12 protein-coding genes, 5 pseudogenes and 1 other annotated feature are annotated in these 17,350 nt (G+C 57.8%); of the genes and pseudogenes, 3 read left to right on the forward strand and 14 right to left on the reverse strand.

Annotation, left to right across the window (positions count from 1 at the left end; translation table 11 throughout):
• Nucleotides 1–181: 181 nt before the first annotated feature.
• From G3T14_RS21015 to G3T14_RS21035, 5 genes are all read right to left on the reverse strand, one after another.
• Entirely contained in the window at nt 182–325 is a 144-nt protein-coding gene (locus G3T14_RS21015; protein ID WP_163644483.1) for a hypothetical protein, read from the reverse strand.
• A gap of 109 nt (nt 326–434) precedes the next feature.
• The gene (locus tag G3T14_RS21020; RefSeq protein WP_163644484.1) at nt 435–743 is read right to left on the reverse strand and encodes a hypothetical protein; all 309 of its coding nucleotides are present in this window, start codon (nt 741–743) and stop codon (nt 435–437) included.
• A gap of 382 nt (nt 744–1,125) precedes the next feature.
• Nucleotides 1,126–1,680: an acyltransferase gene (locus tag G3T14_RS25465; RefSeq protein ID WP_281409842.1), complete on the reverse strand. Its 555-nt coding sequence runs from the start codon at nt 1,678–1,680 to the stop codon at nt 1,126–1,128.
• Nucleotides 1,677–3,812: a glycosyltransferase gene (locus G3T14_RS21030; protein WP_163644485.1), complete on the reverse strand. Its 2,136-nt coding sequence runs from the start codon at nt 3,810–3,812 to the stop codon at nt 1,677–1,679. The genes G3T14_RS25465 and G3T14_RS21030 overlap by 4 nt, the downstream gene beginning before the upstream one ends.
• 24 nt (nt 3,813–3,836) lie before the next feature.
• Nucleotides 3,837–7,922: a glycosyltransferase gene (locus G3T14_RS21035; RefSeq protein WP_163644486.1), complete on the reverse strand. Its 4,086-nt coding sequence runs from the start codon at nt 7,920–7,922 to the stop codon at nt 3,837–3,839.
• A 281-nt stretch (nt 7,923–8,203) separates the two neighbouring features.
• Between G3T14_RS21035 and G3T14_RS21040 the strand changes: the two are divergent.
• Both G3T14_RS21040 and G3T14_RS21045 read left to right on the forward strand, forming a co-directional pair.
• A pseudogene (locus G3T14_RS21040) lies at nt 8,204–8,900 on the forward strand (transposase); the annotation flags it as partial.
• 50 nt (nt 8,901–8,950) lie between these two features.
• Nucleotides 8,951–9,413 (forward strand): annotated as a pseudogene (locus G3T14_RS21045) (transposase); the annotation flags it as partial.
• Nucleotides 9,252–9,368, forward strand: a sequence feature (AL1L pseudoknot). Its footprint overlaps the pseudogene before it by 117 nt.
• Before the next feature lie 79 nt (nt 9,414–9,492).
• On the opposite strand, the pseudogene G3T14_RS21050 reads toward G3T14_RS21045, so the two are convergent.
• Nucleotides 9,493–9,912 (reverse strand): annotated as a pseudogene (locus G3T14_RS21050) (IS630 family transposase); the annotation flags it as partial.
• 73 nt (nt 9,913–9,985) lie between these two features.
• On the opposite strand from G3T14_RS21050, the gene G3T14_RS21055 reads away from it, so the two are divergent.
• A complete protein-coding gene (locus tag G3T14_RS21055; RefSeq protein ID WP_163644487.1) occupies nt 9,986–11,011 on the forward strand; it encodes an IS110 family transposase in 1,026 nt (341 codons plus the stop codon).
• A gap of 214 nt (nt 11,012–11,225) precedes the next feature.
• Here G3T14_RS21055 and G3T14_RS25170 read toward each other — a convergent pair.
• From G3T14_RS25170 to G3T14_RS21085, 8 genes and pseudogenes are all read right to left on the reverse strand, one after another.
• A pseudogene (locus tag G3T14_RS25170) lies at nt 11,226–11,755 on the reverse strand (hypothetical protein); the annotation flags it as partial.
• A 529-nt stretch (nt 11,756–12,284) separates the two neighbouring features.
• Nucleotides 12,285–12,575, reverse strand: coding sequence for a phage tail protein (locus G3T14_RS25175; protein WP_246733473.1), 291 nt, complete (start codon nt 12,573–12,575; stop codon nt 12,285–12,287).
• A 70-nt stretch (nt 12,576–12,645) separates the two neighbouring features.
• A pseudogene (locus G3T14_RS25180) lies at nt 12,646–12,996 on the reverse strand (phage major capsid protein); the annotation flags it as partial.
• A gap of 14 nt (nt 12,997–13,010) precedes the next feature.
• Nucleotides 13,011–13,517 (reverse strand): HK97 family phage prohead protease, encoded by a 507-nt coding sequence (locus G3T14_RS21065; protein WP_163644489.1) that lies wholly within the window; start codon nt 13,515–13,517, stop codon nt 13,011–13,013.
• Nucleotides 13,514–13,687, reverse strand: coding sequence for a hypothetical protein (locus tag G3T14_RS21070; RefSeq protein ID WP_163644490.1), 174 nt, complete (start codon nt 13,685–13,687; stop codon nt 13,514–13,516). Before G3T14_RS21070 ends, G3T14_RS21065 begins: the two co-directional genes overlap by 4 nt.
• Nucleotides 13,684–14,043 (reverse strand): gene transfer agent family protein, encoded by a 360-nt coding sequence (locus G3T14_RS21075; protein ID WP_163644491.1) that lies wholly within the window; start codon nt 14,041–14,043, stop codon nt 13,684–13,686. Before G3T14_RS21075 ends, G3T14_RS21070 begins: the two co-directional genes overlap by 4 nt.
• Nucleotides 14,040–15,281 (reverse strand): phage portal protein, encoded by a 1,242-nt coding sequence (locus G3T14_RS21080; RefSeq protein ID WP_163644492.1) that lies wholly within the window; start codon nt 15,279–15,281, stop codon nt 14,040–14,042. Before G3T14_RS21080 ends, G3T14_RS21075 begins: the two co-directional genes overlap by 4 nt.
• Nucleotides 15,282–15,438: 157 nt before the next feature.
• The gene (locus G3T14_RS21085; protein ID WP_163644493.1) at nt 15,439–17,163 is read right to left on the reverse strand and encodes a site-specific integrase; all 1,725 of its coding nucleotides are present in this window, start codon (nt 17,161–17,163) and stop codon (nt 15,439–15,441) included.
• Nucleotides 17,164–17,350 lie beyond the last annotated feature (187 nt).

Below are 17,350 nucleotides of genomic sequence, written 5' to 3' on the forward strand. Positions count from 1 at the left end.
TCCGCCGCATCATGACGAAATAGGACCCCCGCGGTCCACGCCGGATGAATACGAAGAACCGCTAAATTGCGAGGGTTGACCGTCGATTTGACGCCGCTCGCAGCTTTGGCGTGATCGAACTGTCGTTCTGGCCGTCTGGCGGTGGTCGTGAACGGGCTTAGGAGCCCATCCCGAGTTTCCCTCAGGTCACCACGGGCCGGGCTTCGATCCAGAGGAAGCGCTTGAGGTTGTAGGCGAGGTCGGCGAGCCCGATCTTGGTCCGGGCTCGGACCAGGCCAATGGTGCGCACGAACAGGCCGAAGCGGTGCTTCTGCCCGGCGAACACCGTCTCGACGGCTGAGCGGACCTTGGAGCGGGCGCAGTTGGCCTTGCGCTGTGACCGCGTCAGATTGAGGCCGGGCTGGCGCCGGAAGGGGATCTTCGAGCGTCGGCCGTTATTTGGCGAGATGGGCTTCGTTGGTCTTCGAACGGTAGGCGGTATCGGCCCAGACGTCGCTCGCCGTGTTGGTCGCGTCGAGGACGTTGGCCAGTTGCGCTCCGTCGTCGTCGGCCGCGCTGGTGACGGTGAAACGGCGGACGAACCGGTGCTTGCGGTCGATCGAGACATGCGTCTTGTACCCGAACACTGGAATGGCGATCTCGACCTTGGCCTTCGCACCGTTCGCTTTGGCAGGCCGCGCCTTGGCCCGCTTCAGCGTCCAGTGCGCATTGAACCTCCCCGGGTTCCCCAGAGGCTCCTGCAAAGGACTCTTTAGTCTTGGCATAACTGCCATCTGTTAGATGCATATCGCGATAAAATAGCGATCCATAGGGTTCGAATAAAGGGGCTCCCAGATCCAAGAATATACCCGATTCAATTATGGTATCGGGAAGGCCAGCAGCCAGGCCAGTGCGCTCGTAGGCGTGATAAGTTAGTCACAATAAAATGTCGTCTTCCCATAGAATTTTTTCGAATGCTTCCGCTATATTGTGAGCGTTATTATCGATTTACCGATCTAATCGGCAGGACGCTTCCAACGAAAGCACAAATTTTTGTCGTCGATATAAACAATAATGGCTTCACAATAATATAGGCCAAATAACACCGCAAAATTCAGCCTACCTCCAACTATTCATAGATAATATTTACTGAATATCGGTATCGAAGAAAGGAAAATAAGTTGTTTTGTATTGAAGATCACGAGTTCGTTGCCCGATGATTTTGGCTGGATTACCACCGACAATGGTATAGGGAGGAACATCCTTCACCACGACAGAGCCTGCTGCCACAACAGAGCCTTCACCGACCGTTACACCGGGCAGAATGATGGCACGCGCACCAATCCAACAATGATCCATCAGCGCCACGGGCTTAGCGATAGCATGGAAAGAGGGCGAGTTGGTAACGTGCGTCAAGGTATGAATGATAGTATAGTGCGAAATATTCACATTTTTCCCTATATATAGTGGACCTCTGCCGTCGACATAGCAAAAACGGTTTATGACGCTATTATCGTCAATAATAATATTATTTCCCGTGAAGAAGCATCCCCAATGTACAGAAGTATGTTTGCCAACCTTAATTCCGCACATTTTCCTCATGTAAAAGTGCCTCGCAAAATAGGGCATTCGTTTAAGGAATATATGATTCAAAATATAACTATTCAAGGCAGAGAGAAATCTTAAGAAATAGTTTTTCATTTTTGAACTTCCGAGCCACGAATTACAGTACGACATATCTGGATATATTTTTGTACTACATCCGAGAAGCCATATTTATGTAAAACTTTCTGGCGCGCAAACTTACCCTTTAGTTTCCAACTCTCTCTATTATCTGCAAAATTTGTCATCGCGTTCGCTAGGTAGGGTGCCGTTTCAAAGCGGCGCCGATCATACCCGATGGAATCCAAGACATAGGAATTCAGATTGCCGATATCACCATATTCGTTGGGGACGATTATCCCAGTATCGTTATTCTCGATGACCTGCGGTGCCCCGCCTGTACGCGACAGGATCATAGGCTTTTCATAAAACATCGCTTCGTTCATCGCGATGCTCCATCCTTCGATTAGAGACGGAAGCAGGAAGGCGTCGGCCGCCTTGTGGAAGGATGCCACATCCTCGAAATATCCCGGCATTAACATATGCTTGTCCAATCCCCAATTAACAAGATCAGTGCGCAGCTGATCGATATGCGGCGGATGTATCGTGTTGCCGACGCATAATATCTTGATATCGCTGCGCTTCTTGAGAATGAGACGCATTGCGTCCGCCATCAGATAATGAGCCTTATGCAGATTATACGACGCAACATTCAGAAACAGATAGTCGTCCTCCGCTATGCCAAAGTCTGCCCGGCTAGCCACCAGACTATTCTCGAATCGATACTGATGTTCAGCGAATATTAGGCCGTTAGGGATGGTATCGATTTTGTGTGCTGCGATACCCAGCTTGTCCACAGCATAATCTGTAGCAAGTTGCGACACAGAGATATAGCGATTGACGAAGGCATCGTTGGCGATAAAGTTGTCCAGTGCTTCGCCACGTAACATCGCATATATATTGTGAATGTAGGTTATGTTCGGAATACCGAGTCGTCGAAAGACGGGATAACCGACATTGGAAAAATGCGACATGGCGATATCGACTGGACGATCGCGCAGTAAGCGCTCGTAAAAGTCTTCGCGATTTTCCTCGGGTAGCTCAATTGTTTCGATTTCATGGGTCCTTGCTATATTAGCCAAATGCCCGACCCTTCCGCAGGAAATGATCAGCGGTTCCACCCCACAGCGCTTGAAGTCAACAGCGCAGTCCAGCACCACTTTTTCCAGCCCGCCACGATCGAAAGCGGATAGCTCAATGGCTACTCGGAACGGGCGCGACGCTACGGGTTGGACCGCCGGAGCTAATTGATCGTTGGCTACGCGGAAATGCGGCTTCCTGTTACCTGAAATCTGTCGGTACAGCACGCCGCGTTCGTCGAAACTCTTGCAGAAAGGCACGAGCGAGGTGATTTTCGCTCCAAGCCCCTTGGCGTGGATAATCTCTTCCAGCAGCTGCTGTTCCTGTGGCGTCAAGGCCACTCCCAACCCCAGCGTTCGGCAGTCCAGGGCCGATGCTAAAACTGCGGCGATCTCCAGCTGGACCTTTTCCAGCATCTCCTTAATCGTGTTGGTGGGATGCACGCGATAGTGGATATGCTCGACGTCTCGATCGAAATGCACCGTGCCGTGACGGCATGATGCCAGCAGAAAATCTAGATCGTGGCAGTAGCGCAGATCTTGGAATCGGCCGTTGCGCTCCCATAGCGACCGCGTGAACACCATGTTCGATGTTGTGGTTACGAAATTCTCGTTCAGGATCGATAGAGCCAGATGTTGCGTCCGATCGTAAAAGGCGATTGAACGGTCTAGCCAGTTCGTCGTCTCGCTTTGTTGAACGACATGGCTGTCTGAGTCTATGATGGCGACGCGCCCGAACACTAAGTCTAACGTTGGACACACGTGAAACAGTTCGAGGCAACGGGCGATCTTCCAAGGCAAGAAGCTGTCGTCGGAATTGAGCACCGCCACCAGATCACCCCTGCTAGCGGCGATGGCGGTATTAATGCTGTTATGGGCACCCTGATTGTATTGCCGGTCAACACGGGCGCCCGAAACGCCTGACAAAACTTGTTCCGCTATTTTCCATCCGCCATCGGAAGACCCATCATCCAAAACGATAATTTCGTCAGGTCTTACGGTTTGAGCCAATACGCTCGATAGGGTTTCTTTGATATATTTTTCATGATTATATAAAGGAATAACAACAGATATAGTAGGTCTATTCATCATCGCGATCCCAACTATCCCATCTTTTTATCGTTTAAATTGAAGGATAGATTCCACGCGGTTTTGCGCGTATTCAATAGAATAAGTTTTGCTTATTGTTGTGAATCCTTGCTCGGATAGACGACTCCACGTCTCCGCATCGTCATGAATTTTGATGATGGCGTCGGCAAACTCTTGCGGGGTGGGGCAGGCCACGATATCCTCACCGATCCTCAGCCCCATACCTTCCGCGGCGACCAAAGTCACTACGCAAGGCACGCCGTTCAGCAAGCTGCTGACGACTTTACCCTTGGCACCCGCGCCATAGCGGAGTGGAGCGACGGTCAGCCTAAGCTGGTCGAGCCAGGGCTCGATTTCGGGGACATAGCCGATCCACTCGACGTGCGTATCGCTGCGCGTGCTCAGCGTTTCTGGCAGATGCGATCCAATCACGTAGAATTTCAGGTCAGGACGCTGTGCGCGCACGATCGGCCATATATCATCTAGAAAATAATTAACGGCATCGATATTTGGTTGATGTTGGAACCCGCCGATGAAGGCGAGATTTCGCCTGCCGTCCCAGCCGCGAAAGCGGCTTCTGACAATTTCGCGCATTAGCGGCACCACTGCGACACGAGCAGACGGCAGTTCGTCGGCCAGTAACTTCTGTTCATAGTCCGACACCACGATGCTCGCGTCCGCCATGTTGATGCACGCATATTCCAGACGCTTTGTTTCGCGCGCTCGGGCGACGCCGTCCGCATCGCCATGCAGGGCGGCCTCGCGTTCCTCGCGAATATGATGCAGGTCAACCGTGTTAAACAGGATTCGCGCCTTTGAACAGAAAGTGCGAGCGCGTTCGATCCACGCGCCTCCGAAATGCACGCGCGATAAAAATAGGACGGAAATTTGATCTTGATGGAGAAACAGATATTCCTCAATCGAGATGAATTCAGACGAGGTGATGCAATATGCGCCGAGTTGGGCGACCCTATTCCCGACTTCGGGGGCATCCCCGAAGTTCAACAATGCGATGAAGTGAACATCATAACCCAGATTCTGAAAAATGCGAATGAAATTGACCTGATCCAGCGATCCTGAATCCTCGTCGGGCCGAGGGTAGAAGGCATCCATCATGACTAAGATCGGTCTACCCTCTGCAGACGAGAAGGGTGCTACATGCGCCTGTTCGGGCACTGCGAGCGGAGATTTTGGTGTCGCCGGTTCGATGATGGCCAAGGGTACGCCTGTAGGCGGCGGTGCAGTTGAAGGAGCCAGTGCGGCGGGCGCCGCATAAGTAGGCCGACGACCTTCAGCCCGTCCCCATAAGATGTAATGCACCAGCGGGTTCATGCCATTGCGAACGACATCCAGATTATTTTTTCTATAAAAATCTGAGTCAAATTCAGGATTTGGATTACACCCGGGATGCCGCAGATAATGAATCACCGGATTTATGTTGATCAGCTTCACATCAACATAATGGTCAAAGTACCATTTTGTACTAAAATAGGGTGATGGATTGTAATTTTTGGCAACACCAAATTTAAAAAAATGTTCCAAGGGCGAAATCGTGAACTTATCGACTTCTGGGTACTGCAATATATAGTATGGGATATTGATAGCTGGGTGAATGATACGTTGTTCCCATTGTCCATTATTTATAAAATGGATGAACGGGTCAATGTTGGCTTCTGCAACATCTGGATTGAGATAGAAATACAATTCCCGGTTAATTATCGGAAAATCCTCGATCTCATCGGTTACACCTAATAAATACTGTGTGATACGCTGCTCGCGCCCTGACCTAGAAAAACCGAGCTCAGCTTCGCTGAATTTTTCAAGAAACGTATCGATCATCGCACAATTTTTGTGTAGGATCTTAGCCTTTTTGTTATTCTTTATCGTCTGCGACAGTAGGAACCGGCTTTTCATCTGTACGTTTGTCTGGCTCGTCAGATGCCAGTAACGGGTTATTGCCGTATTTGCATCCGCCGCCCTAGCGGCGTCTTCACTTTCCCTCAGAGCTAGATTATCGCGCAAGGCTCGCTGCTGGATGACCAGACCATGCGTTTGATCCCGCAGGCTGTCAGCCTGTGAACGGACTTGATGAATTTCCTTGTGCAACTGCTCGATCTGAAGGCTGCGGCTTCGGGCCTCGCTGTCCTCAGCGACGAGTCGCTTCTCCAGTCTAGCGATTTCTCGATTGAGGTCGGCGTTCCGCGCGTCGGTCGCCTCCCTTTCCTGCTGCAATCGAGCAATGTCGTTTTCCAGTGATCGCCGGGTTGTTTCAAACTGTGCTTGAGCCTGTTGTGCGTTCGCTTCGCCCTTCGCTAGCTGCGACATCATTTTTTCTTGTAATCGACCTATAACCTCTTCGAAAGAACGATAGTTTTCTTTCTGAGCTAGAATCTGTTCTTCATGCTCCATCGACAGATTTTGTACTCTGCGATCAAATCGGAGTCTTTGATCCTCTATCTCCGTGGACAGCTCGCTTACCTCGAGGCTGAACGCTTCGATTTTGGTGCCATACTCGTCAGCCAGACGCTTAAATTGACTGCGTTCCGAAGCTAGTTCTACCGATGTTTCTTCGAGTTTTTCATTTTGCGCCGCCAGGTCTTCAATCTGCTTTTCGCTGGCGTTTTGTAAATCTTGCTGATGGCGCGTCTGCTCGTGGGCGGCGTGCAGGCGTTGCGCAATGGCCTTGATCTGCTCCTCGAACGCCGCGCGTTCGGTTAAGCCGCGCGCCTCCTCTTCCTCGCCTTTCTTCTGAAGCATCGAAATTTTCCCCCGAAGCTGTGCTACTTCCTCTTGCAGCCGCTGTCCGTCCCGCTTTTCCTGGGCGATGTCCCGATCGTGGACTGTCCGCATGCCCTCCAGCTGCCTGGCCGTCAGCTCTACATGTTCGCTCAAAGCCCTGTCCTTCTCCGCTATCTCGCGAAACAATCGATCCTGGGCGCTACCCCTGTCCTGCATGGCTGTCTGTTGGTCTGCCAGGGCTTGATCAAGCAGCGCCGATTGGGCCGCCAGCTGTTGTTCCAGCGCCGATTTGTCGCCGAAGATCGCCGTAAGCTCCTCGGATCGACCGGCTTGCGCGATCACTATACCGTCATACGCGGCTCGCACCGACGAGAGCTCTTCATCCCTCGTCTTGAGCAAGGTCTGGGTCGATGACAGGTTTTCGGATAAATTCTTGTTCTGTTCGACGAATTGGTCGTGCATATCCTTGGCGAGCACGGCTAGATGGGAATGGTGGGCGTTACGTGCAATGATTTCGTCGATAAAATAATCTAACTCTTCATGTTTAGCGCCTGTGGACCGTTCCAGTTCATATTTTAGTACTTTTAGCATGCCTCCCATCTTGAGAAATCCCGGGGCTACGCAAATTAACGGCCAAAGCGGCGGAATGGTAATAGCTGGCGCGATCTCGCGCTCGTAGAAGTCGACGGCGGCCGTCAGCTCTCCGAAATAGACGCACCGGATACCAAGCAGACTGGCCGTATCCTCCCACTTGGTGGGAATATCGATGGTGCCGCTGTCCCAGAAAGCGAACGGAATGCCATAGGCGGCGGCCGTGATAGCCGCATGCATCGCGCCAGCCAGAATAAATCTGGCCGAACAGATTGCATTAATAAAGGCCTTTATCGAGTCCTTATCCTTTTTGACCGCCGACCTTAGAATTAGATCGCAGCCTGAGATCTTACGGATTTCTTCGTCTGTCCTATTGTCGTTATAATGGGGGACGCAGATCGATTTATTGAAAAATTTCGAGGAGCGGCGCGGTTTGTACAAAGCGGGAAGCAACAAGGCTGGGTCGCCCTGTGGCACCGTTTCTCCCAATCGAAGATCCGAAGCGGAAACCGGGCCTCTCACTGCCAGAATTTCGACGGACGGGTAGAGATCCGAGTTAAGAGATCCTGGACTGCGAATACCACATCCCCAAAATACTGCTTTTACATCTCGATCGTCATAGAGCTGTTTTTTCCATAAGCTGTTGCTTTCATCGTAATTTTGCAATATGCCATCAAATATAACGCTGCCTATTACATGAGTTTGTGCGCTATATGGAAAGAAGTCATATATAAGTTCATCAATTAAAAATACTGAAATTGCATCTCCATAATTCCAAAACATCGTATCGGAACTCCAGAACCAAGTAGATATATTTGGATAAGCCATGTCCCAGCCAAATTTGTCATTTGGTGATAGATGCCGTGTTTCCTTGCACAGCGCAAGTGGTCTGCCCCCATTCGGTGGTCCAGGTTCGAAGTTAGGACATCGTCGGTCACGTGAGGATGGCGGAGTGGGTGACCGGCGCTGAACCGCTCGGTTCAGGTTGACCCTGCCCCAGCAAACCTGACCGCGCTGAGCGCAAGTTTTTCGGGCATCCTGAACCCTGATGGAGGGTGGATGTCATGCCTTGCAAACGCTTCACGAATGAACGGATCGCCTTCGCCCTGCGACAGGCGGAGAACGGCGCTTTGGTGGACGAGGTCTGCTGGAAGATGGGCGTCTCCGAGCCGACCTTCTACCGCTGGAAGAAGCAGTTCGTCGGCATGGGCGTGCCGGAGATCCGACGGCTGAAGTAGCTGGAGGACGAGAACGGCAAGCTCAAGCGGCTGGTCGCCGACTTGACTCTGGACCGCTCGATGCTGCAGGATGTGCTCAAACGAAAGTGGTGAGGCCCGCCGTTTGCCGTGAAGTCGCCGGTCACTTGCAGGCGGCCTACGAAATCAGCGAGCGTCGGGCCTGCCAGGCCGCCGGCTTCGACCGTTCGTCCCAGCTTACAGGAAGCGATCCGACCCGCAGGCCGCTTTGCGGATGCGGTTGAAGGAGCTGGCCGCCGCACAGGTCCGTTACGGCTATCGGCGGCTGCACATCCTGCTGCGACGGGAGGGCTGGAAGGTGAACCACAAGCGCACCTACCGGATCTACCGCGACGAGGGACTGTCGATCCGGGTCAAGCTACTCAAGCGCAAGCGGGCTTGGCGCTATCGCCAGGGGCGACCAGCGATCGGCGGACCCGACAAGGTCTGGGCGATTGACTTCGTATCCGACCGCCTGTTCGACGGGCGTCCGTTCCGGATTCTGACCGTCGTCGATTGCCACACATGAACCGCCCCAGGTTTCCCGGAGGCTCCAGCTCTTGAGAGGATGGAGCCATGACGAAGCGAACAGCACCGTATTTCCCTGAGGTCCGTGCCCGCGCGGTGCGGATGGTCCTGAACCACCAAGGCGAGCATGCCTCGTAATGGGCGGCGATCACCTCGATCGCGGCTAAGATCGGCTGTTCGGGCGAGACGCTCCGGAACTGGATCCGGCAGTCCGAGAGGGACAAGGGACAGCGGGGCGGCCCGAGCACGGACGAACGCGAGCGGATCAAGGCGCTGGAGCGCGAGAACCGCGAACTCCGGCAGGCCAACGAACCGAAGGACCGCGCAGCGAGATCCTGAGGAAGGCGTCGGCCTATTTTGCGCTGGCGGAGCTCGACCGCCCGTTCAAACGATGAAGGCGTTCATCGACGAGCACCGGGAGGCCTACGGGGTCGAGCCGATCTGCAAAGTGCTGCCGATCGCCCCGTCGACGTACCGTGCCCATGCCGCAAGGCGTGCCGATCCCAGCAGGCGATCCGGAGATGGGCCTTCACCTCCTCGATAGTCACTGCACTCACTTGCTTATTCCTGATCTCTAGAGCCATTACCGTTCATATTGGGTTGAAGGCATCGTATCCGGCGGCGGCGACGTAGTTTCGGCATTCGCGAGGGCGGAAGGCTTTGAAGGCGTTTCGGATTGCAGCCCAAAGGTCTGGGACAGTGCGCGTAGCCGCTGTTCGCAGGAGCGCTTTCAGCTTGGCGAAAGCTTGCTCGATCGGGTTGAAGTCCGGGCTGTAGGCCGGGAGGTAAAGCAAGCGTGCGCCGGCCGTCGCGATGGCTTTCCGCACCCCGGCCACCTTATGGACGTTCAGGTTGTCGAGGATGACCGTGTCGCCGCGCTTCAGCACCGGGACCAGGGTCTCGGTGACGTAAGCCAGGAAGCGCTCGCCGTTCGTCGCTCCGTCGAACAAGGTGATGGCGACGAGGCCGCTCGTGCGTAGGGCGGCGGTGACGGTGGTGGTCTTATAGTGATGGGGTGGACGCCCCCCGACGGCATCGACGTGCCAAGGTGGTGGTGTTGTGAACCACCCGAGGGAGGCGTCCGTGACAGAGGTTAGCATCATCGGCCTGGATCTGGCCAAGAACGTCTTCCAAGCGCACGGCGCGAACGCTGCCGGTGCGCCGATCTTCCGCAAGAAGCTGCGGCGGGAGCAGGTGCTGGCCTTCTTCGCTGCTCAACCGCCCTGCCTCGTGGCGATGGAGGCCTGCCCCGGCGCGCATCATTGGGGCCGCGAGATCGGCAAGCTCGGTCACACGGTGAAGCTGATCGCACCTGCCTACGTGAAGCCCTTCGTCAAACGGCAGAAGAACGATGCAGCCGATGCCGAGGCGATCTGCGAAGCTGCGCAGCGTCCCACCATGCGCTTCGTTGCCGTGAAGAGCGAAGCCAAGCAGGCCTCCGCGGTGATCTTCCGGACCCGCGACGTGCTGGTTGGCCAGCGCACCCAGCTCATCAACGCGATCCGCGGCCATCTTGCCGAGTACGGCCTGATCGCGCCGCAGGGACCCGCCCATATCGAGCGGCTTATCGCGCAGATCGAGGATCCCGCTTCGGACATTCCTCCAGCCGCCCGCGCCAGCCTCGCCGTGCTCGTCTGTGCGCTCCGCCATCTGCAGGAGCAGACCGCAACCCTGGATGCTGAGATCGCCACGCGCGCGAAGGCCGACGATACGGCTCGGCGGCTGATGAGCGTGCCCGGCATCGGGCCGCTGATCGCCACTGCCATCGAGGCCCTGGCCCCGCCCGTTGAGACTTTTCGTTCGGGCCGCGACTTCGCCGCCTGGGTCGGGCTGACACCGGTGCAGCGCTCGGCCGGCGGCAAAGAGCGCCTGGGCCGCACCTCGCGCATGGGCGAGCGGACGCTGAGACGCCTGCTCATCATCGCGGCCAGCGCGGTGGTACGCTGGGCCAAGCGCAAGGGCGTGCCGGCCGACTCATGGCTCGGCCAAATGCTCGCGCGCAAGCCGCCGATGCTGGTCATCGTAGCTGTGGCGAACAAGAACGCGCGCATCGCGTGGGCCCTTCTGACGAAGGGTGGGATCTACCGAGCTCCGGCCGTCACCGCGTAGGCGGGGCGGACGCGAGGCTGTCGGAGGGCGTGAGGAGGTCAACGGACAGGTATGGCGCAACGTCGGTGAGACGGAGTTGGGAGAACCAGGCGCACGGGGAGCGCTTCGAGCGCGCTGTAGTGATGTGGTCCCGACTCTCGCACTCCCATACGGGCCCGCGGCATGTAACCCGCCGCATCAGAGGCCGGACACATGGCAGCACCCGATCACGCACCGCGCCCGTCCAGAGATTTTGCTTGCACCCGAAGGTGCGTCCACACATGCCGTGCGGAGCGGAGATGCGGCAGCGCTCGCCGCGTAGGGATCGGCCATAGGGCCTCACCATGTTGGTGGCGGCGGCCGTCTCGTCGATGAAGACGAGAGTGTTCGGGTCGAGATCGAGTTGCCCCTCGAACCATGCGCTACGGGCTGCGCTTACGTCCTCGCGCTGCTGCTCGTCCGCGTGAAGAGCCCCTTTTTACGGGTGATGCCGTGGCGACCAAAGAACCGCCACAGCCCACTCGTGCTGGTTCGGACACCCTGCTCGTCTTGCCTGTCGCGCAACTCCCGAAGGAAGATCTGCGGATGGGCCCGGCAGATCTCCAGGATCGTCTCGGTATGAGCCCCGATGGCGGGCGGGGACCGGTCGCCGCCCGCAGTCTTAGGCGCGATCTCACCCGCGTCCCGGAAGCGTGCGTGCCACCGGATCGCGCTGGCCTTCCCGACACCGAAGCGTTCGGCTGCCTGCCGGCGCGAGGAGACCACTGTGCGACCGTCAGTGTCTCGCCGTTGAACGTGAGACGCTTCGCAAGCTCGCCGAGTGGGTTGTCGCGGAAGCCGGCACCCTGGATCGCGGGCTGTGTGAGTGCACGCTCCAACGGCCAGCCCTGATTAACGCGACCTCTTAAGGTTACCACCCTGATACCTGTGCGTTCCGACCACTCATTCAGTGTAAGGCTATGCCATTCATACGTATAGCGAGGCTTTTCAGGCTTCTGAGATGCCTTCTTTATCTTCTTATAGTGAGGCAAGCCGGCTGCGCGCCTTGCATCGTCCTCGGCAATATAAGCAAGTGCTTCATTCCGAACCTGGCGCGGCTCGTAGTCAGCCAGGGCACATACCTCATCGCAGTCGACACTCGGACGCATAAACCAATTCCTAGCCGTCACCCTGGTTGAATTGCTAATCTTGGCCCAAGCCTGATTTCCTGTCCTGAGTGTGGTTACGTCAGTAATAGTGGTCTGAATTACTCAACGCCACAAGTCACGACGGCTGTTCGGGGTGTCTGTCATGACTACACCAACACGAAGGACTGAAGGAGCACAGCCCGGAAGCCGCACAGGCTGGCGGCGTTGTCCGTCCGCTCCCACTCCTCGGACGTGACCTTGATCGGGGTCGAGGCGCGCGGGTGCTGGTAAAGGAACGGCTTCGTGCTGCCGTGGCGTTCGAGGAACACCTCGATGGTCGCGGCCTGGCCGTCCGTGAGCGGGTCCCACTTCAGGTCGAAAACCTTGCGGATGTGGTTCATGCCGTCGCCGGCGCTTTGCGAATATCCGTCGCCGAACTCGGCCTTGAGGATCTTCAACTCCGGCTTCTGCGAGGAGCCGGATGGGCGAGAACAGCACGAGGTCGCGCACGAAGTCGGTCGTGAACTGGTCCGGCGCCAGGTAGCCACCGGCCGACTGCGCGCCCACGGAAAGGGCCTTCTTCTCCTCGGCGCCGAGGCCGTTGCCGCCCTTGCGCAGGAACGACACGAACGCCTTGCGCTCGATCTCGCCGGCCGGGGCCTCGTCGACCTTCGGGGCAGTCGCGCCAGGGCGGCTGAGGCGGGCCTCGATGCGGTCGAGGCGCGCGGTGTCGGCGGCCTTGGTCTCGACAGCCTTGAGCCGGTCCTCGACGGAGGCCTGAAGGTCGGCCAGGGCCTTGGTGACGATCTCGGCCGGATCGGCGTCGGCGTCCTTCAACTCGATGGGAGCGCCTTCGATGGCGCGAACGTGCATGGTCATGGGGTGCTGTTCTTTCAGTGACGGAGCGCCAGGGCGGCGCGGTTGATGGCTTCGGCGATCTGGATCGCGACGAGGCCGGACTTGGCCGAGCGCACGCGGGCGCCAGGGTGGGAGGGGATGGACACGAGGCTGATCTCGACGAGGTCGAGAGCAGTGATGGTGCGGCCACGAGCGCCGGAGCGGGGCGAGGCGGACTTCGTGCTGAAGCCGATGGACAGGCCGCCCACGGCACCGGACTGGACCAAGGCGCGCACCTCGTCGGCGCGGGCGACCTGGCCGAGGAGCAGGCGGCCCTTCACCTCAAGGCCGGCGTCGGTCTCCTGACCGTGCTCCCAAACGCTGACCACCTGCGTGGGGTCGTGCTGCCACAGCATCGGGAGGCGAGCCGGGATGCCACGAAAGGCGCCCTTGGTGATGATGTCGCCGGCCCGGTCGGGTGAGCCGAACGGCCAGGCGATTCCGGTGATGGTGCCGGCCTCGTCGAGACCGAGCGCCGTCTTGAACTCAAGGCGCTCGATCATGCCGGAGTGTCCTGATGCTCGACGGCTTTGCGCTCGATCTCGCGGCGAACGGACTTGGTGCGTGCGATGCCGCCACTCTCCAAAAAGCGGGCATGCTTACGAGCGCGGCGAACGGCGTCGTGCTGAGCACAAGCGGCGAGGGCGGCGCTATATTCCTCGGCGCGGGTCATTCTGCGGTCTCGTTCATGATACGTTCGGGGCTGGTCTCGGCCGGTGTCACGCCGAACCACAGGGCGGTGAGCACGTTCACCGCCACGATCATGGTCTCGGCGAGCGGCTGGACGGGGAGGTAGTTGGCGACGAGGCCAGCCGCGATTTTCGGGGACATGCCGCCGCCGATGAGGCCAAGCCGGATCGTGTGTTCGAGGTCGGCGTGCGCAAACTCGCGGGTGTGAACGACCCGCTGGACCAAGGCGCCGATCCCGACGCCAGTCTTTGCCTCAAGCTCGCGGACGATCTCGGGCTGGGCCAGGTCGAAGGCGTGTTCCAGGTCGCCGAAGAACAAGGTGATCGCGGTCGCGCTCATGCGGCCTGGTCCTTCGCGGGCTGACCAGCGTTGGCCGTCGTGTAGGGACTGCCAAGGTCGTTCCCGTTGGCGTGGGCCGGGAGATTGAGGGCGCGGCGCTCCTCGTTCGCGGTGACGATTCCGGCCGCCCGGCGCTTGGCGATGGCGTCGGTCTTGGACGACAGGTCCGCACGGTCGAGGCCGTCGAGGTCGAAGACGATGGCGTATGTGGTGAGTTCGCCCTCGTCGAGGAGGACGCGCTCGTAGGCGGTTTCCCAGGCGACCACCCACGGCATCACGGTTTCGTCGCGGAACGCCTGGCCGAGGGCTTCGGTGTTCGAGAAGGTGGCGCTCGACAGGTCGTTCAACATGGTCGCCGGCACACCGAAGACGCACGCGATCTCGCGGGTCTGCTGCTGGCGCATTTCGAGGAACTGCGCGTCGACCGACGTGAGGGTGACGGACGTGAAGTCGCCGCCCTCCTCAATGACGGCCGTTCCGCCGGACCCTTCACCACCGAAGGCCGCCTGCCACGCCCGCTTCATACGGTTCGCGGCATCCTGGCCGAGCTTGGTGGGGAAGCGCAGCACTCCGCCGGGCCGGGCGCCGTTGCCGAACAGCCGGGCCGCAGGTGCCTCAAGGGTCAGCGCCAAGCCGATGGCCTCACGGCCAAGACGGACAGGCGAGGCGCCAGACGTGCCGTCGAGGGATGGGGCCGCGACGTGCAGCATGTCGCGGAAGGTGAAGACGCGGGACTCGCCGTCCAGGGTCGCACGATAGAAGGGCTCGCGGGTGATCTGGTCGAGGTCGACGCTGACGGTGCCAGGCGGCAGGTGGATCAACTCGCGCGGCTTGCCGCCGACACGCACGAGGGCGGCGTAGCCGTTGCCGTGCAAGAGGGCGTCGCGGGTTAGGGTCTCGCGAAACTTCCGGGCGGAGGTCCACGGGTTCGCGGTCCGGTGGACAATGCTGAAGGCCGGGTGATCTGGGGCAGGTGATCGGGCGTCGTCGGCTGCCACGGTGAAGACGCGGACGGGGAGAATGCCAACGGTCGAGCCAATGAGGTCGACGGCACGCTTCACGGCAGGGACGGTCATGGCGTTATACGCCCCGACGCGAACACCTGCCGACGTGGCGCGACCCGCCGCAAGCTCGACGAACCAGTCCTCGGGTGCGGAGACGCTAGACGGCACGAGGGCTGCCTTGGTCTCGACGTTCGAGATGTCAGTCTTGGACTTCTTACGTGAGAAAAGCGCCATGTTCTTCAGAGATGAGGGAGGTAAGCCCGTGCTTCTCTACATCTGCGAAGTATATCTTGTGTGAATTAGTTGCTACACTATGGGCAGGTGTGTTAATTTTCAATGCGAACACAATAACTTGCTTGACGGGATTCAAGGTGTGTGTGTCTGCCGATGCTCACAAGTTCTCAAGCAAGTGGTTGAGGTCGAGGCCGGGAAAATTTACGGCCTCGATCATCTTGCACCTCTGCATGAGGTCGCCTTCTGCGAGAATGCCGTAGCGCCCGGTCGTCGTAGCTTGAGTATGACCAAGTAGGAAGCCGAACTCCTCATCGCGGTATCCTGCGCGCCGTAGTGCATCCGCCATTCCGTGCCGGAAAGAGTGGAAATTCACGCTGGCGTCGGTTTTCACGCCGATTTTCTGGAGGTAGCGTGCCCAAAAACGTAAGTAGTGACCGGTGAGTGTTTCACGAGCATCAGGTTTTATCTCCGGAAATAGTCGTGACCCGGCGCATTTGGCGTGAAAGCGCAGGAAACCCAGACGTTCGAGCTCGGGATGGATTGGAAGGACGCGCATTGATCCTTTCGTCTTGACTACCTTTGAAGTGTCTCCTTCGGATGTGATGTGGATAATCCAACGCCCGCGATCCTGGCGCACATCTGCCACAAGCAACTGCGCTAACTCCCCCATCCGCGCGCCTGTGAAAAGTGACAGAAGCGGAAGCCAGTAGCGATGATCGCGAATCTTAAAGTTTCCCGGCTTGTGGACTTGCTTTTCGGATTGAGTTCCAGTGAAAAGTGGCGATGCAAAGACTTTTTGAAGCTGCTCTGACGTATATGGTCGAACTTTGTTGTCTCCTTTGTCGTTGCCGAGGTGCATTCCATCGACGGGATTGCTGTCGATGTGGCCGTTGCGCATCAGCCACTGGCAGTAGGCGCCGAGTGCAGACAGATATTTATTGACCGTTCGATCCGAGAGCGTCGAGCGTCTCAGACGATCATTTGCGACGATGATTTTCGTGAATGACAGGCCGCGAAATTCGCGCACCTCGGCGGCTTTGATCGGGAATTTGGCGAGCGCCTGCTTCCACTCTCGCACGGCTTTATTGTCGATTGCGGAGGCCGGGAAGGTCGGCCCAACGTGTTGCGCGAACCATGTGACTATTTCACGGTTCATGCGCAGGGTGTCGGGCTTCACGCCCTTCGGGTTCTCGCGAGCGAAGGCGTCGAATAGCTCAAGCACTCCTTCCCCCGGAGCGGCGATGGCAGTAGCGGCCTTCTTTGGCGCTTTCACAGCCGGGTCCGCCGGGCGGCCGGTGAAGTCACCTTGGTCTTGTTCCTCAGCTCGGCGTAGCGCTTCAAGTTTGGCTCGCTGTAGACGCTCGCAAAGATCGCGGAACTCCGGTGTGTCATCCCCAATCGCCCAATTCTCTCTGGTGATGAGAGACCGCGCGGCGTGATGCACGAGCGCCGTCTCACCCTGGCCGAGGTGATCTTCGAGCGTCTTCTTCCGCACCGCTCTGGAGCGCTTTTGAAACGCCGACACGTCGCGCCTGAGTGCGACCGGCTCCGTGAGCAGGTCGGTTTCTCGGGATGTTGGGCGCACCCTCCGCTCGATCTGGTGGTGCTCAAGCTCTCCTTGGTAGTGGCCCCACGTCACCGCCTCGATCTCGTCCGCCGCCGGCTCAGTCGAGGCGAGCTTGCGGCGCAGGGTAGCGAACTCATCACTCCAACGCTGAAGCACCTCCAGCACGCGCACCTTGGCTTCGCGGGCGTCCTTCGTGCGCAGAGACTCCCACCGCTCCTTTGCGCCGAAGATGGCTTGAAGCTCCTTCGGGACTGCAAGCCGCGCATAGTAGACGGCCGAGCCATTGCGGCGAGCGATGTTCGTGGCAAGACACATGGGCTGATCCGGGCGTTTCGAGACGGCCGTTGTAACAGGTTGCCGTAACAGTCAGCCGTAACAGCCAGGCTGAAAAGGTCAACGAGAACAGCAGTTTGCTTGTTAATCAATGACTTAACGATAGGCTGCTGGGAATCCTCCCGCCCCAGCCAATTTCCGCGCAAGCTATTGATTTAGCTTCGTTTCC

Source organism: Methylobacterium sp. BTF04 (assembly GCF_010692745.1).
GTDB lineage: Bacteria > Pseudomonadota > Alphaproteobacteria > Rhizobiales > Beijerinckiaceae > Methylobacterium.